Raw genomic sequence first — 21,740 nt, forward strand, 5'->3', positions numbered from 1 at the left:
ATGTTCTGATTTCGAGGAGTCTTGTCGATGTCAGCCACCGCCGAGAATCCCCCAGCGACCGTCACCGCGACCACCACCGCCACGGTCACCACCGTCGAGGAACGGGTCCGTGCCCGCGTCATCACGGACGATCCCCTCTACCGGGCCATCCCGGTCGCCCTGCGCTTCGCCGCCGCCGAGCCGCTGGCCGTACGGATCGTCTTCCCGGCGGGCCTGTCCCCTGAGGGCACCGACAACGAGTGGGTCTTCCCCCGCGCCCTCCTGGAGGCGGGCCTCCAGGCACCGACCGGGACCGGAGACGTACGCGTCTGGCCCTGCGGCCGCGTCCAGGCAGTCGTCGAGTTCCACTCCCCCGACGGGGTCGCCGTCGTCCAGTTCGACATCGCCGCGCTGCGCCGGTTCCTGCGGCGCACCTACGCCCCCGCGGCCGCCGCCACCCGTCGGGCCTAACGGGGTCCGGCCGGAAAGGGCCCGGCCCCGTACCGCCCGGTCATCGGGCGGTACGGGGCCGGGCCGTCCTGTCGGCCGGTGCGGAGCCGGCAGGGTCAGGCCCCGACGAGTTCGCGGTCCTTGTCCGGACCCTTCGGGCCCTCGGGGGACTGCGCGGACTCCAGGTGCTTGCGCAGGCTCTCGCCCTCCACGTCCACGTTCGGCAGCAGCCGGTCCAGCCACTTCGGCAGCCACCAGGCCTTGTGCCCGAGCAGGGCGAGCACCGCCGGGACGATGGCCATGCGGACCACGAAGGCGTCGAAGAAGACGGCGACGGCCAGACCGAAGCCGATCATCTTGACCATCTGGTCGCTGGCTCCCAAGAAGCCGGCGAAGACGGCGATCATGATGACGGCGGCGGCCACGACGACCCGCGCGCTGTACTGGAAGCCGGTGACCACGGCCTGGCCCGGGCGCTCGCCGTGGACGTACGCCTCGCGCATCCGGGTGACGAGGAAGACCTCGTAGTCCATGGCCAGGCCGAAGACGACGCCCACCATGAAGATCGGCATCAGCGACATGATCGGGCCGGTCTGCTCCACCCCGAAGACCGAGCTGAGCCATCCCCACTGGAAGACCGCGACGACGGCGCCGAGGGCGGCGACGACCGAGAGCAGGAAGCCGAGGGCCGCCTTGAGCGGGACCAGGACCGAGCGGAAGACGAGCATCAGCAGCAGGAAGGCGAGGCCGACGACGAGTGCCAGGTAGGGCAGCAGCGCGTCGTTCATCTTCTGCGAGAAGTCGATGTTCACCGCGGCGGCGCCGGTGACGAGGACGTCGTCCCCGCTGCCGTCGCGGATCTCGTGGACGAGTTCCTCGGTGTGCGTGGAGGAGGGGCGGTCCTTCGGGATCACGGTGATCACCGCGGCGTCGCCGGCCTCGTTGAGGGTCGGCGGGGTGACCGCGACGACCCCGTCCAGGCCCTTGATCCGGTCGACGGTGGAGTCGGCGAGGGCCTTGTCGCCGTCGACGACCACAATCAGCGGGCCGTTGAAGCCCGGGCCGAAGCCGTCGGACAGCAGTTCGTACGCCTGGCGCTGGGTGGTGGAGACCGGCTGGGCGCCGTCGTCGGGCAGGCCCATCTCCAGCTTGCTCGCCGGGAAGGCGATGACGCCGAGGCCGATCACACCGGCCAGCAGCACCATGACGGGGCGGCGCATGACGAAGCGGGCCCAGCGGGTGCCGCCGTTGGCCTTCTGCTCGGCGCCCGCCGGCTTGCCCTTGCCGAACAGCCGGCTCTTCTCGCCCGCGGGCAGCACCTTCTTGCCCGCGAAGGCGAGGACGGCCGGGACCAGGGTCAGTGCGACGAGCACGGCGATGACCACGGTGCCCGCGGCCGCGAAGCCCATCTTGGTCAGCATGGGGAGGTTGACGACGGCCAGGCCCACCAGGGCGATGACCACGGTCAGACCGGCGAAGACGACGGCGGAACCAGCAGTTCCGACGGCGCGGCCGGCGGCCTCGTCCCGCTCACGGCCCTCGGCGAGCTCCACGCGGTAGCGGGAGACGATGAAGAGGGCGTAGTCGATGCCGACCGCGAGGCCGATCATCGTCGCGAGCGTGGCGGTGGTGTTGCCGAGGTCCAGCACGTTGGCCAACGCGGTGATGGAGGAGACGCCGATGCCCACGCCGATGATCGCGGTCAGCAGCGGCAGACCGGCGGCGACGAGGGAGCCGAAGGTGATGACGAGGACGATCGCGGCGACCGCGATGCCGATGATCTCGCCGGAGCCCGTCTCGGGGACCGGCGTCAGCGCGTCGCCACCGATCTGGACGTTCAGCCCGGCGGCCTTGGCGGCCTCGCCCGAACTCTTGAGCGCCTCGCGGGTGTCCTTCTGCAGCCCCATGCCGCTGACGGTGTACTTGGCGCTGATGTAGGCGGTGGAGCCGTCCTGGCTGACGGCCTGGACCTCGTACGGGTCGGCGACGGAGGCGATCTCGGCCGCGCCGGGTCCGGTCTTCAGACCCGAGACGATCTTCTGGACCTCGGCCTTGGGGCCGGGGTCGGTGACCTTGGCGCCTTCGGGGGCCTTGATGACGATGCGGGCGGTGGCGCCGTCGGCGGACATGCCCGGGAAGCGCTCGTCCAGCAGGTCGAAGGCCTTCTGGGCCTCCGAACCGGGTATCGAGAACGAGCCGGAGGTGGGCGCGGCCGCCGAGGCGGCGCCGAGGCCGGCGGCGAGCAGCAGTGCCACCCAGAGGAGGGCGACGAGACCGCGGCGCCGGAAGGCGCCTCTGCCGAGTCGGTAGAGGAAGGTAGCCACGTCGGTGGTTCTCCCGTTCAGGTCGTGGGATGGATCCGGATCGGATCAGGGCGTGAAGAGCCGGCCCGACGACGAGAGCGGCGTGTCAGGAGCAGCAGAGGGCGGTGCCGGGGACGGGGAGGAGTGAGGATCAGACGCCGAGGGCGGGGAAGACGACGGCGTCGATGAAGTCACCGAGGAAGGCCCGGTCCACCGAGCGGTCCTCGATCAGCGGGAGCGCGATGAACGCCCCGATGAGCATGTGCGGTACGAAGTCGAGCGCGGGACAGTCCGGGCGGATCTCGCCCCGGTCCACCGCGCGCCGCAGCATCGTCTGGAGACCGTTGATCTCCGGGTCGACGAGCAGGTCGCGCAGGGCCTTGTGCAGCTCCGGGCTCTCGTGGACGGCATGGGCCAGACCCCGCATCAGCGCGGTGTCCTTGGCCATCTGCGCGTCGTCGGAGTGCTCGACCATGCGCGCGAAGTCCCCGCGCAGGCTGCCCGTGTCGATCTCGCGGAGCGAGACCGGCTGCGTGCAGCGCAGGGCCTTGGCGACCAGCTCCGGCTTGCTCCCCCACTGGCGGTAGAGGGTGGCCTTGCTGGACTTCGTACGGGCGGCGACCGCGTCCATGGTCAGCGCCTCGTAGCCGACGTCACGCAGGAGGTCGAGGACCGCCTCGTGCAGTTCGGCCTGTCGCTCGGGGGTGATCCGGCTACGCCGAGCCGCCATCGCCTCGGTCATGTCCGTGCCTCCCATCGAAGCGAAACTGTTCCGTACGCTTAAGACGATACCCCCCTGTCAAGCGAAACGAAACCGTTCCGTTTCGCTTGGGTAAGTGGCATGGATCACCTGTACGAGTTGCCAGGGCCCCCCTCCGCGGAAAGCATTGGGGGGTGAGTCACGACGTCGCGTACCTCCGTTTCCCGCACCTGCACGACGACCTCCTCTGCTTCGCCACCGAGGACGACCTCTGGGTCGCCCCGCTGGTCCCGGACGGCCAGACACCCGGACGGGCCTGGCGCATCACCGTCGACCGGACCCGCGTCGGCCACCCCCGCTTCTCCCCCGACGGCAGGCACATCGCCTTCACCACCTGGCGCAGCCTCGACCCCGAGATCCACCTCGCCCCCGTAGACGGCGGCCCCGCCCGCCAGCTGAGCCATTGGGGCGCCACCGACACCCGCGTCTGCGGCTGGGACCCCGACGGCAACGTCCTCGCCGTCTCCTCGCACGAACAGCCGTTCTCCTACTTCTCCTGGGCCTACAAACTGCCCGTCGACGGCAGTCCCGGCGGGCGTCTGCCCTGGGGTCCCGTCTCCGACATCCAGGTCGCCGACGTCGACGGCGAGCACCGCAGCCTGCTGCTCACCGGCAAGCCGCCGCACGAACCCGCAGCCTGGAAGCGCTACCGCGGCGGCGCCATGGGCCGGCTCTGGCTGCACGGGCGCCAGCTCCTGGAGGGCCTCGAAGGACACCTGGACGCCGCGATGTTCGTGGCCGGCCGGATCGCCTTCCTCTCCGACCACGAGGGCATCGGCAACCTGTACTCCTGCCTGCCCGACGGCACCGATCTGCGCCGCCACACCGATCACGAGGAGTTCTACGCCCGGCACGCCTCCAGCGACGGCTCGCGGGTCGTCTACCAGTGCGCCGGTGACCTCTGGCTCGTCGACTCCCTGGACCGGGGCGCCGCCCCGCGCAAGCTCCAGGTCCGCCTCGGCGGCCCGCGCGCCGGCCGGCGCACCTACCAGGTGCCGGCCGCCAGCCACGTCGACTCCCTCTCCGTCGACGCCACCGGGCGGGCCAGCGCCGTCGTGGTGCGCGGCAGCCTGTACTGGCTGACCCACCGCGACGGCCCGGCCCGGACCATCGCCGACACCCCCGGCGTACGGGTGCGGCTGCCGGAGATGCTCGGCAGCGGCGGACAGGTCGCCTACGTCACCGACGCCGAGGGCGAGGACGCGATCGAGATCGCCTACCTGCCCCGGGCCTCCGGGGACAGGCAGCCGCGCCGGCTGGCCTCGGGCGAGCTGGGCCGCGTGACCGAACTGCTCGCGGACCCCGACGGCGAGCGCCTCGCCATCGCGTCGAACGACGGGCGGCTGCTGCTCGTCGACGCGTCGGAGGAATCGAACGGCGAGGTCACCGAGCTGATCCGGTCCATCAACGGCCCCGTCACCGACCTGGCCTTCTCCCCCGACGGGACCTGGCTGACCTGGTCGCACCCCGGCATCGGGCGCTCGCTGCGACAGATCAAGATGGCCCGCATCTCCGGGCCCGGCGCGCGCACCGTCGTCGACGTCACCAACGGCCGCTTCGCCGACGAGAACCCCGTCTTCACCCGGGACGGGCGCTACCTCGCCTTCCTGTCCTGGCGCGGCTTCGACCCGGTCTACGACGTGCACACCGGCGACCTGTCCTTCCCGCTGGGCTGCCGCCCGTACCTGGTGCCGCTGTCGTCGGCGACCCCCTCGCCCTTCGCGCTCTCGGCCGAGGGGCGGCCCGCGGCGGGCGGCCTGGACCCCGTCGAAGGCGAATCGGACAACTCCGGCGACGGCGGCGCCGTGACCGTGGAGGTGGAGGGGCTGGAGAGCCGCGTCACCCCCTTCCCGGTGAGCGCGTCCAAGTACTCGGCCCTGTACCCGGTGAACGGCGGCGGACTGGTCTGGCTGCGCTGGCCGATCTCGGGCGCACTCGGCGAGACCTTCGCCAACCCCAACGACATCAGCGGCAAGCCCACCCTGGAGCACTTCGACCTGACCAAGGCCCGCAAGAGCGAACTGGCCTCGGGACTGGACTGGTTCGCGGTCAGCGGCGACGGCACCCGGCTCGTGATCAACGACGACGGCGACCTGCGCGCCGTCCCGGCCACCGAGTCGGGCGACAGCGACTCGACGGTCTACCTGGACCTGCGCCGCATCCTGCACGAGGTGGACCCGGCGGCCGAGTGGCGCCAGGCCTTCGAGGAGGCCGGGCGGATCATCCGCGCCTACTTCTGGGAACCGAACATGTGCGGCATCGACTGGGACGGCGTACTGCGCCAGTACCGCCCCTTGGTCGAACGGGTCGCCTCCCCGGACGAGTTCGCCGACCTGCTGCGCGAGGTCCTCGGCGAACTGGGCACCTCGCACGCCTACGTCTCCCCCGCCCGCCGCAACGAGGGCCCCCCGCACTACCAGCGGGCCATCGGCCTGCTCGGCGCCAACCTGGTGGCCCGGGACGGGACATGGGTGGTCGGCAAGATCCTGCCCGGCGAGTCCTCCGACTCCAAGGCCCGATCCCCGCTCGCCGGCACCGGCATCCGGGAGGGCGCGGTGCTCACCCACGTCGACGGCCGGCCGGTGGACCCGGTCGCCGGCCCCTACCCGCTGCTCGCGGGCGCGGGCGGCACCACGGTCGAGCTGACCTTCCAACCCGCGGAGGGATCGGGCCGCTCCCGCCGGGTCGCCGTCGTCCCGCTGATCGACGAGCGGCCGCTGCGCTACCAGGACTGGGTGTCCAAGCGGAGGCAGGTGGTCCGGGAGCTCAGCGGCGGCCGGTGCGGCTACCTCCACATCCCCGACATGGGCGGCTCGGGCTGGGCGCAGTTCAACCGCGACCTGCGCATGGAGATGTCCCGGCCCGCGCTGATCGTGGACGTACGCGGCAACGCGGGCGGCCACATCAGCGAGCTGGTGGTGGAGAAGCTCACCCGCTCCATCCTCGGCTGGGACCTGACGCGCGACGCCCAGCCGGTCAGCTACGCCTCCAACGCGCCCCGCGGCCCGATCGTGGCGCTGGCCGACGAGGCGACCTCCTCGGACGGGGACATGATCACGGCGGCCTTCAAACTGCTGGGCCTGGGGCCGGTGGTGGGCCAACGCACCTGGGGCGGGGTGGTCGGCATGACCGGCCGGCACACCCTCGGCGACGGCACGGTGATCACCGTGCCGATGAACGCCGCCTGGTTCCCGGAGTACGGGTGGTCGGTCGAGAACCACGGCGTGGAGCCGGACTTCGAGATCCTGCGCACCCCGCTCGACTGGGCCGAGGGGCGGCACGCCCAGATGGACGATGCCGTGCACCTGGCGCTGGAGTTGCTCGAACAGGACCCGGCCGCGATGCCGCCCGGCTACACGGACGTACCGGACCGGCGCCGTCCGAAGCTGCCGCCGAGGGAGTGAGCGGGCGCCGAGCGAGCAGGCGCCATGCGGGAGGGGCGCGATCCCCGGAACAGCGGGGATCGCGCCCCTCGGCGCTGTGTGCGGGCCCGGTCGTGGTCGGGCCAGAAGCCTAGGTCCGGTCGTCGAGCTCGTCCCGGATGTCGTCGAAGGACCGCTGCGGCGAGTCCTTCGGCTGCGGGCTCCGCTGGGACTTCTGGTCCTGCGGTCCCTTGCCGGGCTGCTTCTGCCCCTTCTGGGCCTTCTCCTTGAGCTCCTGCGCCTTGTCCTGGAACTGGTCCTTGATACCCATGCTGTTCACTCCATGAGGGGTGTTGGTGGTAGGGCCTCGACCAGACTTGCATGAGCGGACAAAGGTCGCATTTCGATCAGTGACTCTGTGTGCGCTCCCTCTCGTCCGCCGCCCCGCCGGCCCCGACGAGCCCCTTGGACACCCCGCTCAGGCGCGGCCCGAAGCGCTTCATGTCACGTTGCCCGACCGTCGCGATCATCCCCGGCAGGTAGCCGCGCACCCCCTGCATGCCGCGCAGCCACCACTGGGCGTACACGTGCGGCGAGCGCCGCTCGATGCCCGCGACGATCCGGTCCACGGCCGGCCCGAGCGGGTACGTGCGGTTCGCCGGCCACGGCAGCCGCTGGCGCAACTCCCGCATGACCTCGTCCTGATCGGCGCCGCGCACCATGTCGGTGTCGGTCCAGGAGAGGTAACCGACGCCGACCTTGACCCCCTTGTAGCCGACTTCCGCGCGCAGGCAGTGCGCGAAGGCCTCGACCCCGGACTTGGAGGCGCAGTAGGCGGTCATCATCGGCGCCGGGGTGATCGCGGCGAGCGAGGCGATCTGGAGGAAGTAGCCGCGGCTCTCCGTCAGTACGGGCAGGAAGGCGCGGGCGGTGACGGCCCCGCCGATCAGGTTCACCTCGATCACCCGGCGCCAGGCGTCCGGATCCGAGTCGGCGAACGGCCCGCCGGCGGCCACGCCCGCGTTGGCGACGACGACGTCCACCTTGCCGAAGCGCTGCTTGACCTCCTCGGCCACCCGGGACATGGCCTCGTGGTCGGTGACGTCGGCGTACCAGTGGTCGCTGTCGGTGTGCAGTCGCTCGGACACCTCTTTGAGGGCCTCCGGCTCCAGGCCGACGAGGGCGACCTTCGCACCGCGGGCCGACAACTTGCGCGCCAGCAGCTCGCCCACCCCCCGGGCGGCGCCGGTGACGACGGCGACCTGGCCTTCCAGACTCCTGCGAGCGCTCACGGCGTCTTCTCCTTCGCGGTGGTGTCGAGATACAGATCGGCGAGCTCGCGCAGGGCGGCGGTGACGGCCTCGGGGGCCTCGACCGGGGTCATGTGCCCCATCCCGGTGAGCTCGGTCAGGCCCACGCAGTTCGGCAGCGCGGCGACGAGCCCGCGGGCGTGCACGATCGGGGTGAGCCGGTCGGCGGTGCCGCCGATGACGGCGGTGGGCACCGTGAGGCGGGCCACGTCGGCGTCGAGGTCCAGGCCGGCCAGCACCCGGGACCACGCGTGCCGCACCCCGGTGGGACAGGCGTGGACGATACGGGCGCACGCCTCGACCTTGTCCGGCGCGGATCCGGGGCCCATGGTGGCGTACTTGAGGACCTTCCGGGCGACCGGCGTGACCGGCCCGAGGGGAGCGCGGGAGCCGAGGACCGCACCGGTGACACGGGTGCGGACGCGCCCGGCGCGCACCGGCAGGACCAGCGCCTCGGCGACCAGCCGCGAGCTGCCGGTGCTGCACAGCAGCACGGCGGCGGCCCGCTCGGCGAACTCCGGCCGACCCGCGGCCGCCATGACCGTCATGCCGCCCATCGAATGCCCGGCGACGACCGCCCGCTCGCCGGGGGCGAGGGCGGCCTCCAGGACGGCCACCAGGTCGTCGGCGAGGGCGGTGGTGCTGTGGCCCGCCGCTCGGACGGCGGGGCTGCGCCCGTGCCCGCGCTGATCGTAGGCGATGACCCGGTGGGTGGCGGCCAGGGCCCTGGTCTGAGCGGCCCAGAAGGCGGTGGAACAGGTCCAACCGTGGGCCAGCACCACGGCCGGTGCGTCCTCGTCCCCGTGGACCTCGACGTGCAGGCGGGCCCCGTCCGCGGAGACGGCGACGAGCTCGCGCCGAGCGGCGGGCGGGGCGTAGACCCCGGAGACGACGTGCCTCGGCCGACTCACGCGACGCCCTCCGCCGCGTCAACTCCAGCCCCGCCGGCGTTTGAGGCGCGGGGGTCCGGGGGCAGCGCCCCCGGCAACGGCGCCGCACCGGACCCCGCGGAGCCCCCGCGGGAGCGACCCGGCTTCGGCCCAACGGCAGCCGAGACGGCCACTGGGACCCGCTCGCGCTCCGCAACCCGCAGGACCTCGTACTCCGCCAGATCGACGTTCCGCGTCTCCCTGCGGAACTCGCCGGTCGTACCGGGCCAGACCGTCGTGTTGCGGCCCTGCGCGTCCAGGTACCAGCTGGTGCAGCCGCCGGTGTTCCACACCGTCCGCTCCATCCGGGCCTGCACCTGCCGGTTCCAGCGGTTCACTGCGGAGGGTCGGGCGCCGAGTGCCACCTTCCCGCCCAACATGCCGAGCTGCCGCAGGTAGTCGGTCATGTAGTTGAGCTGCGACTCGATCATCAGGATCATCGAGCTGTTCCCGAGCCCGGTGTTCGGCCCGATGATCGTCATCCAGTTGGGGAAGCCCGCGGCGGTGGCCCCGCGCAGCGCCTGCATCCCGTCCTTCCAGGCGTCCGCGAGGGTCTGGCCCTCCGCGCCCACCACCCGGTCCGCGATCGGCATGTCCGTGACGTGGAAGCCGGTGCCGAAAATAATCGCGTCGACCTCGGTCTCGGTCCCGTCGACGGCGACCAGCACCGAGCCGCGGATCTCCTTGAGCCCGGAGGCCACCACGTCCACATCGGGCCGGGCCAGGGCCGGGTAGTACTCGCTGGAAAGCAGGATCCGCTTGCAGCCGATCCGGTAGGAGGGCGTCAGCTTCGCGCGCAGGGCCGGGTCCTTGATCGAGCGCGCCATGTTGGCCTTGGCCAGGGACTCGATGAGGCCGAGCTGGTTCGGGCGCTTGGTGAAGGCGCTGACCTGGAGTTCCCGGATCCCCCACAGCAGTCCGCGGCGCGCCGCCCGGGTGAAGGGCAGCTGGCGGTGGAGCCAGCGCTCCACGGCGGTGATGGACCGGTCGGTACGGGGCATGACCCACGGCGGGGTCCGCTGGAAGAGGGTGAGGCGCTCCACCTCGGGGGCGATGGCCGGCACGATCTGGATGGCGGAGGCGCCGGTACCGATCATGGCGACGCGCTTGCCGCGCAGGTCGTAGTCATGGTCCCAGCGGGCGGAGTGGAAGACCTTGCCGGGGAACTCGGCGAGCCCGGGAACCTCCGGCACCTTCGGGTCGGACAGCGGCCCGGTCGCGGAGACGACGACGTCGGCGGTCAGCTCCCCGGCCGAGGTCTCGATCTCCCAACGCAACTCCTCGGCGTCCCAGCGCATCATCCGCACCTCGGAGTCGAGCCGGATGTGCGGGCGCAGTCCGAAGGTGTCGGCGACGTGCTCCAGGTAGGCGCGGATGGCCGGCTGCCCGGAGAAGGTCCGCGGCCAGTCGGGGTTGGGGGCGAAGGAGAACGAATAGAGGTGGGAGGGCACGTCGCACGCACACCCGGGGTAACTGTTGTCGCGCCAGGTGCCGCCGACCGAGTCGGCCCGTTCCAGTACGACGAAGTCCGTGATCCCTTCGCGCCGCAGCCGTACGGCCGCGCCGAGCCCGCCGAATCCGGACCCGATCACCGCCACCCGTACGTGCTCGCGCCCGCCCGTGCCGCTCGTGCCACCCATGCCCGCCGCCTTCCGCTCATCCGCAGTCCCAGCCACGCAACGCCCGCAACGCACCACACCATCGAAACACTGCCAGCAATTACTGGCACAATCGGGAGGGTAGAGCAGCCCCGTACTCATGGGTAGGGGGCGGACCCGGAAAGTTACTGCCGGTACGCCATAAGGTGCGTCTGTGGCGAAGGAAGAGACGCGAGCGAAGACGGTGCGCGAGTACCGCACGGAGGAACTGGCCGAAGCGGCCGGCATCCCGGTCCGCACCCTGCGCTTCTACCGCGAGCGCAAACTGCTCCCACCGCCCCGCCGCGAGGGGCGGATCGCCTGGTACGACGACCACCACCTGGCCCGGCTGCGCACCATCGTCGCCCTCCTGGAACGCGGCCACACCCTCGGCGGCATCGCCGAGCTGACCGCCGCCTTCGAGAGCGGCCGCGACGTCGGCCAGCTCGGGGAGCTGCTCGGCATCGGCTGGTCCGAGGAGACTCCGGTCCGGCTCACCCCGGAGGCGCTGGCCGACTACTTCGAGGGCGAGGTCACCCCGGAGAACCTGGCGACCTCCCTGGACCTCGGCTACGTCGCCGTCGACGGCGACGCGATCGTGCACGTCAGCCGCCGCCTCCTGGACGTCTCCTCGGCCCTCGTCCGCGAGGGCGTCCCGCTGGCCGCCGTCCTGGAGACCGGCCGCCGCGTCCGCGAGCACGCGGACGCGATGGCCCTGCTCTTCACCGAGCTGATATCGGCCCACATGTCACCGGACGCGCTCACCCGGCTGCGCCCGCTGGCGAAGAGCGTGGTCGAGGCCGAGCTGACGATGGCGATGGACCGCCTGCTGGCCTCGGGCGGCGCCGTTGCCGACACCGCCGCCGATACCGACTCCGACTCAGGTCAGACGCCCAGCTCGTAGACCACGGTCACGGGCGCGTGGTCGGACCAGCGCTCGGGGTGCGTCTCGGCCCGCTCCACGAAGGCCTTCACGGCCTTCGCCGCCAGCCCCGGGGTGGCCACCTGGAGGTCGATCCGCCAGCCGGCGTCGTTGTCGAAGGCCCGCCCGCGGTAGGACCACCAGGAATACGGCCCCTCGGTGTCCGGGTGCAGTTCCCGCACCACGTCGACGTAGCCCGCGTCCGAGTACACCTTGCCGAGCCACTCCCGCTCCTCGGGGAGGAAGCCGGCGTTCTTGCGGTTCGTCTTCCAGTTCTTGAGGTCGGCCTCCTGGTGGCAGATGTTCCAGTCACCGCACACCACGACCTCGCGGCCGTCGGCGGCGGCCCGCACCTTCAGCGCCGCCAGGTACGTCAGGAACTCGTCCATGAACCGGTACTTCTCGTCCTGCTTCTCCGTCCCGGCTTCGCCCGAGGGCAGGTAGAGGCTGGCCACGGTCACCCCCGGGAGGTCGATCTCCAGGTACCGTCCGGCGGTGTCGAATTCCTCACTGCCGAACCCGACCTGCACGCGCTCGGGCGCCCGCCGCGTGTAGAGCGCGACCCCGGCCCGTCCCTTGGCGGCGGCCGGCGCGAACACGGTGTGCCAGCCCGCGGGGGTCCGGACGTCCGCCGGGATCTGCCCCTCCTCGGCCCGTACCTCCTGCAGGCAGACCACATCGGCGTCGGATCCCTCGAGCCACGCCCCGAAGCCCTTCTTGGCGGCGGCGCGGATCCCATTCACATTCACGGAGGTCACTGTGAGCATCCCAGCACCATAGCGGGAGGGTTCCGTACGATATTCGAATGTCTCACCGGATAGACCTCCGCACCGTGCCGTACGACCACCCGGACGCGGTCAAACTCAATGACCAGGTCCAGCTGGAGTACCAGGAGCGGTACGACGGTGAGGGCGACGCCACCTTCCTCGACCCGGCGATGTTCGTCCCGCCGCGCGGCCTGTACCTGCTGGCGTACGACGCCACGGGCACCGCGGTGGCGAGCGGCGGCTGGCGCTCCCAGGACGAGAACGACGAGGGCTACGCGGACGGCGACGCGGAGCTCAAGCGCATGTACGTCGTCCCGGAGGCCCGGGGGCTCGGCCTCGCGCGCCGCATCCTGGCGGTCCTGGAGGCGGACGCCCGCGCGGCGGGCCGCCACCGCATGGTCCTCGAAACGGGCGACCAGCAGCCGGAGGCGATAGCCCTGTACCTCTCCTCGGGCTACGCCCTGTCCGCGAAGTTCGGCCACTACCGCTTCTACGACTCCAGCCGCTGCATGACGAAGCCCCTGACCGACGCCTGAGCCACTCTCCCACCCCCTCCGGCCACTCCAGCCCCGCCGGCGCTTGAGGCGCGGGGGTCCGGGGGCGGCGCCCCCGGCAACGGCGCCGCACCCGCCCCGCCCCGCCGCCCCTACCGCGGGAGCCAGACGGCCCGGTCCGTCCCCCACCGGGACGGCCCCGCCCCCCACTCCCCGAAGGGACTGGCGGCGTGCCGCAGCACCCCGTACCCCGACCCGGTCTCCCGCAGCCACGGCTCCGCCGCATACCCCGAGGCCCCCGCACCCGCACCCCCACCCGCCCCCGCTCGGGAGAGCCCCCGCACCAGCCACGACCCCGTCCCGGCAAGGGAGAACCGCAGCCCCCGCCCACCCCCCTCCGCCAGGGCCCGCAGCACGCCGGCCGCCACCAGGTACCCCGTCCCGTGGTCCAGCGCCTGCGCCGGCAGCGCACCGGGGGCCCCGTCCGGCCCGGCACACACCGCGGCGATCCCGTACCCCGCCTGCACCAGCGAGTCGAACCCCCGCCGCCCCGCCCCCGGCCCGCACCGCGGCCAGCTCGGCCGCGGCGAGCCCGCACGCCCCGACGGTCGCGCGCGCGAGTTCGGCCACCGGGAGCGGCCCTTCCGCCAGGTCGCCGGCGCCGCGGTAGCGCACCCGCCCGACGAGCTCGGGCGCCCCGCCGAGCGCCTCCCAGGCCTGGGCCGTTCCGCCGTCGTGTTCCTCACCGATCGTCATGGACCCATGATTGCCGGCCCGGATCGTTTGTCCCGTTGCGCGCAGCGGGTTCCTCGACGATCATCCGCCGACAGATCGGAGCTCCTGCTCCCCGCCGATCACGACCAACTGACCTCTTGTCAGTGGGCGCCCCTACGGTGCTGTCGTGCCGAACTCCTATACGACCTTGTGGACCAACGACCTGTGCCGGGAACTCGAACGCACGGGTCGTGCCGGCCAGCGCCTCACGATGCTGTTCGGCGGCCCGCACCAGTCGCTGCCGAGCTTCGTACGGGCGGGCGTCCGGCCCGGCGACACCGTCTTCCCCGTCCGGGCCTTCCGAAAGCGGCTCCACGTGCTGGGAGCCATGGAGGTGTCGCGGATCATTCCCTACAAGGACGCCGGGTCCGAGCTCCACGACGACGACTACGCGAAGCTGTTGGACTGGCGGACGCTGAAGGCGGGCTGCGTCTCCGAGGTACTGCTCGGACCGCCCGGTTCCGCGCTCGGGTTCGACGCGGCCGTCCCGGCCGATCTGCTGGGACGGCTCACGTACGCCTCCCGCCGCGGCGAACGCACCCTCAAGCACGTCGTGGACGGCGAACTGGTCCGCTCCATCAGCGTCCAGGGCGTCTACCGGCTCGCCACCGACTCGGCCGCCGAGCTCCGCCGGCTCGTCCTGGAACACAGCCGGTGACCGGCGGGCGGCGCGCTGGTGCGCTGGATGCGCTCACTCGATCCCGGCGGCGGCCCTCAGGCGGTCCAGCACGTCCTGGGGGGTGACCAGGTACGACTTGCCGGTGACGGACCGCTCGTACGAGGAGCGGACCGGCTTCCACAGCGCGCAGGCCTCCCGTCCGGTGACGGCCAGCGCGTTCTGCATCCGCGGGTCGAACAGGTCGTAGTAGTGGAGGGTGAGACCGGGTTCCACGGTCTCCGGGATGCGGGCCGAGCCCTCCTTCTCGTGGTTCGCGAGGACGCTGATCACGTGCGCCATGTGGATCGCGGGCAGGCGGCCCTGCGGGGCTCCGGGGTGCTGGAAGGTGTGCTGCCAGAGGTAGGAGTCGGGCTCCGGGCCGGCCTCGACCGGGGTCGTGGCCAGCTGGCCGAGGTAGTCGTGGAGGGATCCGCCGATACTGAGCGCGCCGCCCATCACGTGCCGGATCCTTTCGAGCAGGCGGTCGTCGTCGTCCGGCGCCTCGTGTTCGCGCCGCGCCTGTTCGACGGCGTGCTCCTGGTACCAGTCCGGGATCCACTCCGGCAGGTCGCTCACCTCGGGCAGCTCCCGCGGCGTGACGCCGACCATGTCCGCAGGGACGTGCGCGTCGAGGCGGACCAGCACCCGGCCGGGGACCTTGGTGAACAGCGGGCCGTCCGGGTCCAGTCCGTACGAGGCGTTCATCCAGAGGCGCAGGTTGGGCCCTTCCTCACCCCCGGGACGCCAGACCGCTTCCGGGACCTCGGCGTCGTCCGGTGTGACGCGCAAGGGAGCGCCGATGCGTCGGGCGATGCCGTCCACGTACTCCTGCCAGACGGTCCGCGCCCGGGCGAGGATCTCCGGGTTCTCCGGGGCGCTCTCCGCCTCGATCGCGTACGGCGCATAGCGCGCCAGCGTCACCGGGTTGAGGAAGTTCCGCCCCTTTCCGTACAGCTCGAAGGCGTTGCCGGAACGGCTGTGCACGGTGAGGACGGAATCGATCTCGATCGTGGTGAAGAACTTGACCTCCTGCGTCCACGCGGCGATCTCGCTCTCCCGGACCGGCGGCCCGGACCACAGCACGGGGTTCGACAGCCCGATGAAAATGGCCGCGTCCCGGAGTTGGGCCGCTTCGTGCTTCCACGCAACTCGCACAGTTCTTCTCCCCGTTGAATGATCAATCTCCGATCATCCTAGGGTTGCTCCACAAACGCCGAGATCCCGCCCGATCTTGCGATCGGACGGGATCTCGTCACCGTTCCTGAGAGCTACTCAAGAACTGTCGTTTGTGGACCTGTGGGGATTTGAACCCCAGACCCCCTCGATGCGAACGAGGTGCGCTACCAGACTGCGCCACAGGCCCTTGCGACGTGTGAAACATTAGCATCCCCGCGCGGGTGCTCCAAAACCGATATCCCGGAGCCTCCGCGCAGGTCACCGATCACTCGTTCGCGGCGCGCGGGCGGTCTTCGCCCTCGTACTGGTCGAACAGCGGGGTGCGGCCCTTTCCCTGGCCGCGCGGGCGCGGGGCGGTCTGGGGCGTCGGGTCCGGCTTGGGGGCCGCGGGCTGGGCCCGCAGGCGGGGTTCCGTCGGCTCGGCCGTGCTGGAGCGGGTCGCGCTCCAGGCGTCCGGTGCCGCCGGGCCCGTGGCGCGGGGGGCCACCGGGGCGGTCACGTACGTCGGCAGCGGGACCGGGACCGGCTCCCAGCTGTCACCTCGGGCGGGGCCGCGTTCGCGCTCGCGCTGCTGGTCCACCCACTCGGCGTGGTCGGTCTGCTCGACCAGTGCGCGCCGTCCGGCCTCCTGCGGGGAAACCGGTGGCGCAGGGTCCGGTTCGGTGCCCGCCGCGGCCTCGGGCTCGCGGCGACTCGGGCGGTTCTCCCGCAGCTGCCGCGCGGCCGCCTCGGCGCGCCGCCGGTCCATGGTGAACTCGTAGCGCCGGCGCTCCTGGACCCGCAGGTGCACGATGTACGCGCTCAGCAGCAGGGCGGGAACGGCGGGGGCCCACAGGTAGTGCAGCCCGCCCACGGCGGCGACGACGGCACCGAGGGTGAAGATCAGGAAGAGGAGTGCGGTGGTGCGCCGGCGGCGCGCGAGGACCTGGAGGCGCTGTTCGCGCCGGGCCCGCTCCGCGCGCTGCTCCCGTTCGGCAATGGCCGGCCTCGACTCCGCCCTGGTCGGGGACACGCCGAAGGCCCGGGCGTCGGCGTCGACGGAATCGACTGTTTCCGTCGCGGCGTCCGGGTCCGCGTGGGGCTGGGGCTCCGCCTGCTCGTCACCGCGCTCACGCAGCCCCTTGGCGTAACGGCGCTCCATTCCCGCCCGGCCGGAAAGCAGCCGAATGGCAGTGGAGAAGCGTTCCGTCGGACGGGCTTCGTTCAGCTCGTCCTGCCTCCGGAGCCACATGGGCACCAAGTAGGCGGCCCAGGCCCCGACAATGACTGCGTAGATGAGGCCGCTGCTGCTCACACCTCACACCGTAGAGGGACGCGGCCGACGGGATCGGCCAATTGGGCCGGTGTGTCGCGCGATCTCGCTGATATCACGGACTTTTTTGTGATTCTTCGGATCAGGTTATGGGCGAATCGGTGACCCGAGGCCATTAACTCGAACAGACATTCGCTTATCGAAGCTCCGCTCCGGGTGGCCCGCTATTTCGGTGGGGACTGGGAGTGGCGCGCACGGTTCCAGCGGCGCAGCAGCCCCTCCGGAACCTCCTCCGCCGTCACCGCGTAGACGAGGTGGTCGCGCCAGGCCCCGTCGATGTGCAGATAGCGCGGCCGCAGCCCCTCCTCGCGCAGGCCCAGCTTCTCCACGACCCGCCGGCTCGGAACGTTCTCGGGGCGGATGCACACCTCGATCCGGTGCAGGCCGACCTTCCTGAAGCAGTGGTCCACCGCCAGTGCGACCGCCGTCGGCATCACGCCGCGGCCCGCCACCTCGCGGTCCACCCAATAACCGATGTGGCCCGCGCACATCGAGCCCCAGGTGATCCCGGCGACCGTCAGCTGGCCCACCAGCCGACCCTGGTACTCGATGACGAAGGGCAGCATCCGGCCCGCGTTCGCCTCCGCCCGCAGATGGCGGACCATCTGGCGGTACGTGGGCCGCTGGACCACCGGCCCCCACGGTGCGGGCGGCGGGATCGTGGCCTCCCACGGCCGGAGCCAGTCGCGGTTGCGCCGGTTGACCTCGCGCCAGGCCTTCTGGTCCCGCAGCTTTATCGGCCGGAGGGTGACGTCGCCGTCCGACAGGACCACCGGCCAGGTCGGGCCGTTCAGCTCGGGCTCCCGGAGGGTGGTGCCGGTCTGGGGTGGTCGCCGCCCCGCATCTGGTCCACCGCGTGCGGCAGGACGCGGGACAGGACGGCGAGGCCGTCGCGCACCCCGCCCGTCGAGCCGGGGAGGTTGACGATGAGGGTGCGCCCGGCCACGCCCGCCAGGCCCCGGGACAGGGCCGCGGTCGGCACCTTCGCCAGCCCTTCGGCGCGGATGGCCTGCGGGATGCCGGGGATCTCGTAGTCCAGCACCCGCGCGGTGGCATCCGGGGTGCGGTCGGTCGGCGAGATCCCGGTTCCGCCGGTGGTCAGGATGACGTCGTACCCGGCGGCCACGCCCTCGCGCAGCGCCTGCTCCACGGGATCGCCGTCCGGGACGACCCGCGGACCGTCCACCGCGAAGCCGAGCTCCTCCAGCGCCTCGGCCAGCAACGGCCCGCCCTTGTCCGCGTACACGCCCTGCGAGGCGCGGTTCGACGCCGTGACGACCAGGGCCCGGCCCAGTGGCTGCGCGGCGCCCGTCGCCCCGGCGGTGGCGCCGTGGCCGTGGACCTCGGCGCCGCGCGGGGCGTTCACGAGCGCGCCCAGTCGCCGGACTTGCCGCCGGTCTTCTCCTCCACCCGGACGTCCGTGATGACCGCGCCCTTGTCGACCGCCTTCACCATGTCGATCACGGTGAGGCCGGCGACCGCGACCGCGGTCAGCGCCTCCATCTCGACGCCGGTGCGGTCGGTCGTCTTCACGGTGGCGAGGATCTCGACCGCGTCGTCGGCGACCCGCAGGTCCACCTTCACGCCCGAGACGGCCAGCGGGTGGCACAGCGGGATCAGGTCGGGGGTCTTCTTCGCCCCCATGATCCCGGCGATGCGCGCGGTGGCGAGGGCATCGCCCTTGGGGACGCCCTCGCCGCGCAGCAGCTCGATCACCCGCGGGGCGACGAGTACGCGTCCGCTGGCCCGTGCCGTCCGGGTGGTGACGTCCTTCCCGGACACGTCGACCATCCGGGCCGCGCCGGCCTCGTCGATGTGGGTGAGCCTGCTTTCGGTACTCATTGCTGCGCCGCTCCGCTCTGGGCTCCCGGGGAGCCTGTGTGGTGCGACACACGCTACCCGCACCGGCCCGACTTCAGCCGAGCAGGATCACTTCCAGCTCGGTCCCCGGCTCCACCGAGGTGACCTCCTCCGGTACGACCATCAGGGAGTCGGCGTGCGCCAGCGCGGCGATCAGGTGGGAGCCCGATCCGCCGACCGGGCTGACCGTGCCGCTCTCGGCGTCGTACGTGCCGCGCAGGAACTGGCGGCGGCCGGCCGGGGAGCCGAGCGCCTTGTCGGCGCTCAGCACCGCGCGCACGCTGGGCCGCCGGACCTCGGACTCCGGCAGCCCCATGAGGGTGCGGATCACGGGGCACACGAACAGCTCGAAGGAGACGTAGGAGGACACCGGGTTGCCGGGGAGCGCCAGCAGCGGGGTGTGGTCCGGGCCGATCGTGCCGAAGCCCTGCGGCTTGCCGGGCTGCATGGCGAGCTTGCGGAAGTCCATCCGGCCGCCGTCAGCCCCGCGGGCGGCCCCGCCGTCCGCGCCCTCGGCGAAGTCCCCGACCGAGGACAGCGCCTCCTTGACGACGTCGTACGCCCCGACGCTGACCCCGCCCGTGGTGACCAGCAGGTCGGCCCGGATCAGCTGGTCCTCGATGGTGGCGCGCAGGGTGTCGGCGTCGTCCGCGACGGCGCCGACCCGGTAGGCGATGGCGCCGGCGTCCCGCGCGGCCGCGGCCAGCGCGAAGCTGTTGGAGTCGTAGATGGTGCCCGACGTGAGCGCCTCGCCGGGCTGGACCAACTCGCTGCCGGTGGACAGGACCACCACGCGGGGGCGCGGCCGCACCCGCACGGTGCCGCGCCCGATGGCGGCCAGCAGGGCGATCTGCGGCGGCCCGAGGACGGTGCCGGCCGCGAGGGCCAGGTCACCGGCCTGAACGTCGCTGCCTCGCGCGCGGACGTGCGCCCGCGCCTCGGCGGCACGGTGCACCCGCACCTCGCCGCCCGCGTGCTCCGGGGCGGCGCTGGCGGGGGTCATCCCGGCGGCCGCGCCGCCGCCCGTACCGCCGTCGGTCCACTCGACCGGTACGACGGCTTCCGCGCCGGGCGGCAGCGGGGCACCGGTCATGATCCGAGCAGCCTCGCCGGGGCCGACGGTGGGCAGCTCACCGCTGCCCGCCGCGACGTCCCCGACGACGGTGAGCACCGCGGGAAACTCCTCGCTCGCACCCTGGACGTCGGCCGTTCGGACGGCGTAGCCGTCCATGGAGCTGTTGTCGAAGGGCGGGAGGGCGACGGGCACGGTCACGTCCTCGACCAGGACACAGCCCTGGGCGTCCAGCAGTTGGAGCTCGATGGGCTCCAACGGCCGGACGGCCGAGAGGACGTCCGCGAGGTGCTCGTCCACGGACCACAAACGGTGGCCGCCCGCCAGGCGTGGATGCTGCGGTGCGGAACTGCTCAAGGTGCTACATCTCCTCCGTGACGTAACGGTGAAGCCAGGTGCGGAACTCGGGGCCCAGGTCCTCGCGCTCGCACGCGAGGCGGACGATGGCCCGCAGGTAGTCGCCGCGGTCCCCGGTGTCGTAGCGACGGCCCCGGAAGATCACGCCGTGCACCGGACCGCCGACGGTCTCGTCGGCGGCCAGCTTCTGCAGGGCGTCGGTGAGCTGGATCTCCCCACCCCGGCCCGGCTCGGTCTCCCGCAGTATGTCGAAGATCGCGGGGTTGAGGACGTAGCGGCCGATGACCGCGTAATTACTGGGGGCGTCCTGGGGGTCCGGCTTCTCGACGAGGCCGGTGATGCGGACCACGTCCTCCTCGTCCGTGGCCTCGACGGCGGCGCAGCCGTAGAGGTGGACGTTGGCCGGGTCGACCTCCATGAGCGCGATGACGGTGCCGCCGGTGCGGGCGTAGATGTCGGCCATCTGGCGCAGCAGCGGGTCGCGCGGGTCGATGAGGTCGTCGCCGAGCAGGACGGCGAAGGGCTCGCGGCCGACGTGCGGCTCGGCGCACAGGACCGCGTGGCCGAGGCCCCGCGGGTCGCCCTGGCGGACGTAGTGCATGGTGGCCAGGTCGCTGGACTCCTGGACCTTCTTCAGGCGGTCGTCGTCGCCCTTGGCGATGAGGGCCGACTCCAGCTCGTAGTTCCGGTCGAAGTGGTCTTCCAGGGCACGCTTGTTACGCCCAGTGATCATGAGCACGTCGTCGAGTCCGGCGCCGACGGCCTCCTCGACCACGTACTGGATGGCCGGCTTGTCCACAACCGGGAGCATTTCCTTCGGGGTCGCCTTGGTCGCCGGAAGGAAGCGGGTGCCGAGGCCAGCGGCCGGAATCACGGCCTTCTTGATCACGGGGTGCAACATAGTCATGCCCCGAACGATAGTGGCCTTCCGTCGAACATCGGACGGGATCGCAGCACGTAGATACAGGTATGCCCCAATTCGGAAGGATATTTGATTTCCTCGTGGCAGAGAACCCGCCCACCGCCTCCGCCAAGGCCGCACTGCGCCGAGAACTGCTCGCCGCGCGCCGCGCCTTGTCCCCCGAGAACCGCCGTGCGGCGGCCGCCGCACTCGCCGTCAGCTCCTTCGAACTGCCCGAACTGGCCGGTGCCCGCACGGTGGCGGCGTACGTCTCGATCGGCACCGAACCCGGCACCCGGGAGCTCCTCGACGCCCTGCGCGCGGCCGGCAAGCGGGTGCTGCTCCCCCTGCTGCTGCCCGACAACGACCTCGACTGGGCGGCGTACGAAGGCCCGGCCGCGCTCGCCGGGGCCGCCCACCCGGGCAAGATGCGACTGCTGGAGCCGACCGGCCCCGCGCTCGGACCGGACGCGGTCACCGGGGCCGACGCCGTGCTGCTGCCCGGGCTCGCGGTGGACGGCCGCGGCATGCGCCTCGGCCGCGGCGGGGGCTCCTACGACCGGGTGCTGGAACGGCTGGAGCGCGCCGGGGCGCATCCCGCGCTGGTCGTGCTCCTCTACGACGACGAGGTGGTCGCGCGGGTCCCGGAGGAACCGCACGACCACCCCGTGCAGGCGGTGGCGACCCCGTCAGGGGTGCACCGCTTCAGTCCATGAC

The 21,740-nt window shown here is 72.2% G+C and carries 21 protein-coding genes and 1 tRNA gene; 6 read left to right on the forward strand and 16 right to left on the reverse strand.

Annotation, left to right across the window (positions count from 1 at the left end; translation table 11 throughout):
- The first annotated feature begins 27 nt into the window (after nt 1-27).
- On the forward strand, nt 28-450 hold the full coding sequence (locus ACIQK6_RS30080) for an SsgA family sporulation/cell division regulator (protein WP_329101208.1): 423 nt from the start codon (nt 28-30) through the stop codon (nt 448-450).
- Between the two features lie 95 nt (nt 451-545).
- Here ACIQK6_RS30080 and ACIQK6_RS30085 read toward each other — a convergent pair whose 3' ends face one another.
- Nucleotides 546-2,753 (reverse strand): MMPL family transporter, encoded by a 2,208-nt coding sequence (locus ACIQK6_RS30085; protein WP_329101206.1) that lies wholly within the window; start codon nt 2,751-2,753, stop codon nt 546-548.
- A gap of 130 nt (nt 2,754-2,883) precedes the next feature.
- The gene (locus tag ACIQK6_RS30090; RefSeq protein ID WP_030009853.1) at nt 2,884-3,474 is read right to left on the reverse strand and encodes a TetR/AcrR family transcriptional regulator; all 591 of its coding nucleotides are present in this window, start codon (nt 3,472-3,474) and stop codon (nt 2,884-2,886) included.
- A gap of 152 nt (nt 3,475-3,626) precedes the next feature.
- On the opposite strand from ACIQK6_RS30090, the gene ACIQK6_RS30095 reads away from it, so the two are divergent.
- The gene (locus ACIQK6_RS30095; protein ID WP_329101201.1) at nt 3,627-6,896 is read left to right on the forward strand and encodes a S41 family peptidase; all 3,270 of its coding nucleotides are present in this window, start codon (nt 3,627-3,629) and stop codon (nt 6,894-6,896) included.
- A gap of 109 nt (nt 6,897-7,005) precedes the next feature.
- Here ACIQK6_RS30095 and ACIQK6_RS30100 read toward each other — a convergent pair whose 3' ends face one another.
- The 4 genes from ACIQK6_RS30100 to ACIQK6_RS30115 all read right to left on the reverse strand — a co-directional run bounded on the left by ACIQK6_RS30100 (nt 7,006) and on the right by ACIQK6_RS30115 (nt 10,733).
- Nucleotides 7,006-7,185 (reverse strand): hypothetical protein, encoded by a 180-nt coding sequence (locus tag ACIQK6_RS30100; protein ID WP_329101199.1) that lies wholly within the window; start codon nt 7,183-7,185, stop codon nt 7,006-7,008.
- A gap of 76 nt (nt 7,186-7,261) precedes the next feature.
- A complete protein-coding gene (locus ACIQK6_RS30105) occupies nt 7,262-8,146 on the reverse strand; it encodes an SDR family oxidoreductase (protein WP_402695826.1) in 885 nt (294 codons plus the stop codon).
- Nucleotides 8,143-9,075, reverse strand: coding sequence for an alpha/beta hydrolase (locus tag ACIQK6_RS30110; protein WP_329101195.1), 933 nt, complete (start codon nt 9,073-9,075; stop codon nt 8,143-8,145). The genes ACIQK6_RS30105 and ACIQK6_RS30110 overlap by 4 nt, the downstream gene beginning before the upstream one ends.
- The gene (locus ACIQK6_RS30115) at nt 9,072-10,733 is read right to left on the reverse strand and encodes a flavin-containing monooxygenase (RefSeq protein ID WP_402695828.1); all 1,662 of its coding nucleotides are present in this window, start codon (nt 10,731-10,733) and stop codon (nt 9,072-9,074) included. The genes ACIQK6_RS30110 and ACIQK6_RS30115 overlap by 4 nt, the downstream gene beginning before the upstream one ends.
- 172 nt (nt 10,734-10,905) lie before the next feature.
- Between ACIQK6_RS30115 and ACIQK6_RS30120 the strand changes: the two genes are divergently transcribed.
- Nucleotides 10,906-11,634: a MerR family transcriptional regulator gene (locus tag ACIQK6_RS30120; RefSeq protein WP_402695830.1), complete on the forward strand. Its 729-nt coding sequence runs from the start codon at nt 10,906-10,908 to the stop codon at nt 11,632-11,634.
- Here the strand turns inward: ACIQK6_RS30120 and ACIQK6_RS30125 are convergent.
- Entirely contained in the window at nt 11,616-12,419 is an 804-nt protein-coding gene (locus ACIQK6_RS30125; protein ID WP_329101188.1) for an exodeoxyribonuclease III, read from the reverse strand. The genes ACIQK6_RS30120 and ACIQK6_RS30125 overlap by 19 nt on opposite strands.
- A gap of 38 nt (nt 12,420-12,457) precedes the next feature.
- Between ACIQK6_RS30125 and ACIQK6_RS30130 the strand changes: the two genes are divergently transcribed.
- Nucleotides 12,458-12,955 (forward strand): GNAT family N-acetyltransferase, encoded by a 498-nt coding sequence (locus tag ACIQK6_RS30130; protein ID WP_329101185.1) that lies wholly within the window; start codon nt 12,458-12,460, stop codon nt 12,953-12,955.
- A 110-nt stretch (nt 12,956-13,065) separates the two neighbouring features.
- Here the strand turns inward: ACIQK6_RS30130 and ACIQK6_RS30135 are convergent, their stop codons facing one another.
- Nucleotides 13,066-13,659 (reverse strand): CoA transferase, encoded by a 594-nt coding sequence (locus tag ACIQK6_RS30135; RefSeq protein ID WP_402695832.1) that lies wholly within the window; start codon nt 13,657-13,659, stop codon nt 13,066-13,068.
- Between the two features lie 155 nt (nt 13,660-13,814).
- Here ACIQK6_RS30135 and ACIQK6_RS30140 point away from each other — a divergent pair, with 155 nt between their 5' ends.
- Nucleotides 13,815-14,345, forward strand: a complete 531-nt coding sequence (locus ACIQK6_RS30140; RefSeq protein ID WP_329101183.1) for a hypothetical protein — start codon at nt 13,815-13,817, stop codon at nt 14,343-14,345.
- A gap of 33 nt (nt 14,346-14,378) precedes the next feature.
- Here ACIQK6_RS30140 and ACIQK6_RS30145 read toward each other — a convergent pair whose 3' ends face one another.
- From ACIQK6_RS30145 to galU, 8 genes are all read right to left on the reverse strand, one after another.
- Nucleotides 14,379-15,500, reverse strand: a complete 1,122-nt coding sequence (locus tag ACIQK6_RS30145) for a hypothetical protein (RefSeq protein ID WP_329101181.1) — start codon at nt 15,498-15,500, stop codon at nt 14,379-14,381.
- 134 nt (nt 15,501-15,634) lie between these two features.
- Nucleotides 15,635-15,708, reverse strand: a tRNA-Ala gene (locus tag ACIQK6_RS30150).
- Between the two features lie 78 nt (nt 15,709-15,786).
- On the reverse strand, nt 15,787-16,815 hold the full coding sequence (gene glpR, locus ACIQK6_RS30155) for a gephyrin-like molybdotransferase receptor GlpR (protein WP_329101179.1): 1,029 nt from the start codon (nt 16,813-16,815) through the stop codon (nt 15,787-15,789).
- Between the two features lie 182 nt (nt 16,816-16,997).
- The gene (locus ACIQK6_RS30160; protein ID WP_329101177.1) at nt 16,998-17,606 is read right to left on the reverse strand and encodes a GNAT family protein; all 609 of its coding nucleotides are present in this window, start codon (nt 17,604-17,606) and stop codon (nt 16,998-17,000) included.
- A 17-nt stretch (nt 17,607-17,623) separates the two neighbouring features.
- Entirely contained in the window at nt 17,624-18,199 is a 576-nt protein-coding gene (locus ACIQK6_RS30165) for a molybdenum cofactor biosynthesis protein B (RefSeq protein ID WP_402695835.1), read from the reverse strand.
- Entirely contained in the window at nt 18,196-18,675 is a 480-nt protein-coding gene (gene moaC, locus ACIQK6_RS30170) for a cyclic pyranopterin monophosphate synthase MoaC (RefSeq protein WP_030012065.1), read from the reverse strand. The genes ACIQK6_RS30165 and moaC overlap by 4 nt, the downstream gene beginning before the upstream one ends.
- A gap of 73 nt (nt 18,676-18,748) precedes the next feature.
- A complete protein-coding gene (gene glp, locus ACIQK6_RS30175) occupies nt 18,749-20,122 on the reverse strand; it encodes a gephyrin-like molybdotransferase Glp (RefSeq protein WP_402695837.1) in 1,374 nt (457 codons plus the stop codon).
- Between the two features lie 4 nt (nt 20,123-20,126).
- Nucleotides 20,127-21,029, reverse strand: coding sequence for a UTP--glucose-1-phosphate uridylyltransferase GalU (gene galU / locus ACIQK6_RS30180; protein ID WP_301370378.1), 903 nt, complete (start codon nt 21,027-21,029; stop codon nt 20,127-20,129).
- A 95-nt stretch (nt 21,030-21,124) separates the two neighbouring features.
- On the opposite strand from galU, the gene ACIQK6_RS30185 reads away from it, so the two are divergent.
- On the forward strand, nt 21,125-21,739 hold the full coding sequence (locus ACIQK6_RS30185; protein WP_329101170.1) for a 5-formyltetrahydrofolate cyclo-ligase: 615 nt from the start codon (nt 21,125-21,127) through the stop codon (nt 21,737-21,739).
- The last annotated feature ends 1 nt before the right edge of the window (nt 21,740 follow it).

The organism is Streptomyces sp. NPDC091682 (genome assembly GCF_044756625.1).
Classification (GTDB): domain Bacteria; phylum Actinomycetota; class Actinomycetes; order Streptomycetales; family Streptomycetaceae; genus Streptomyces.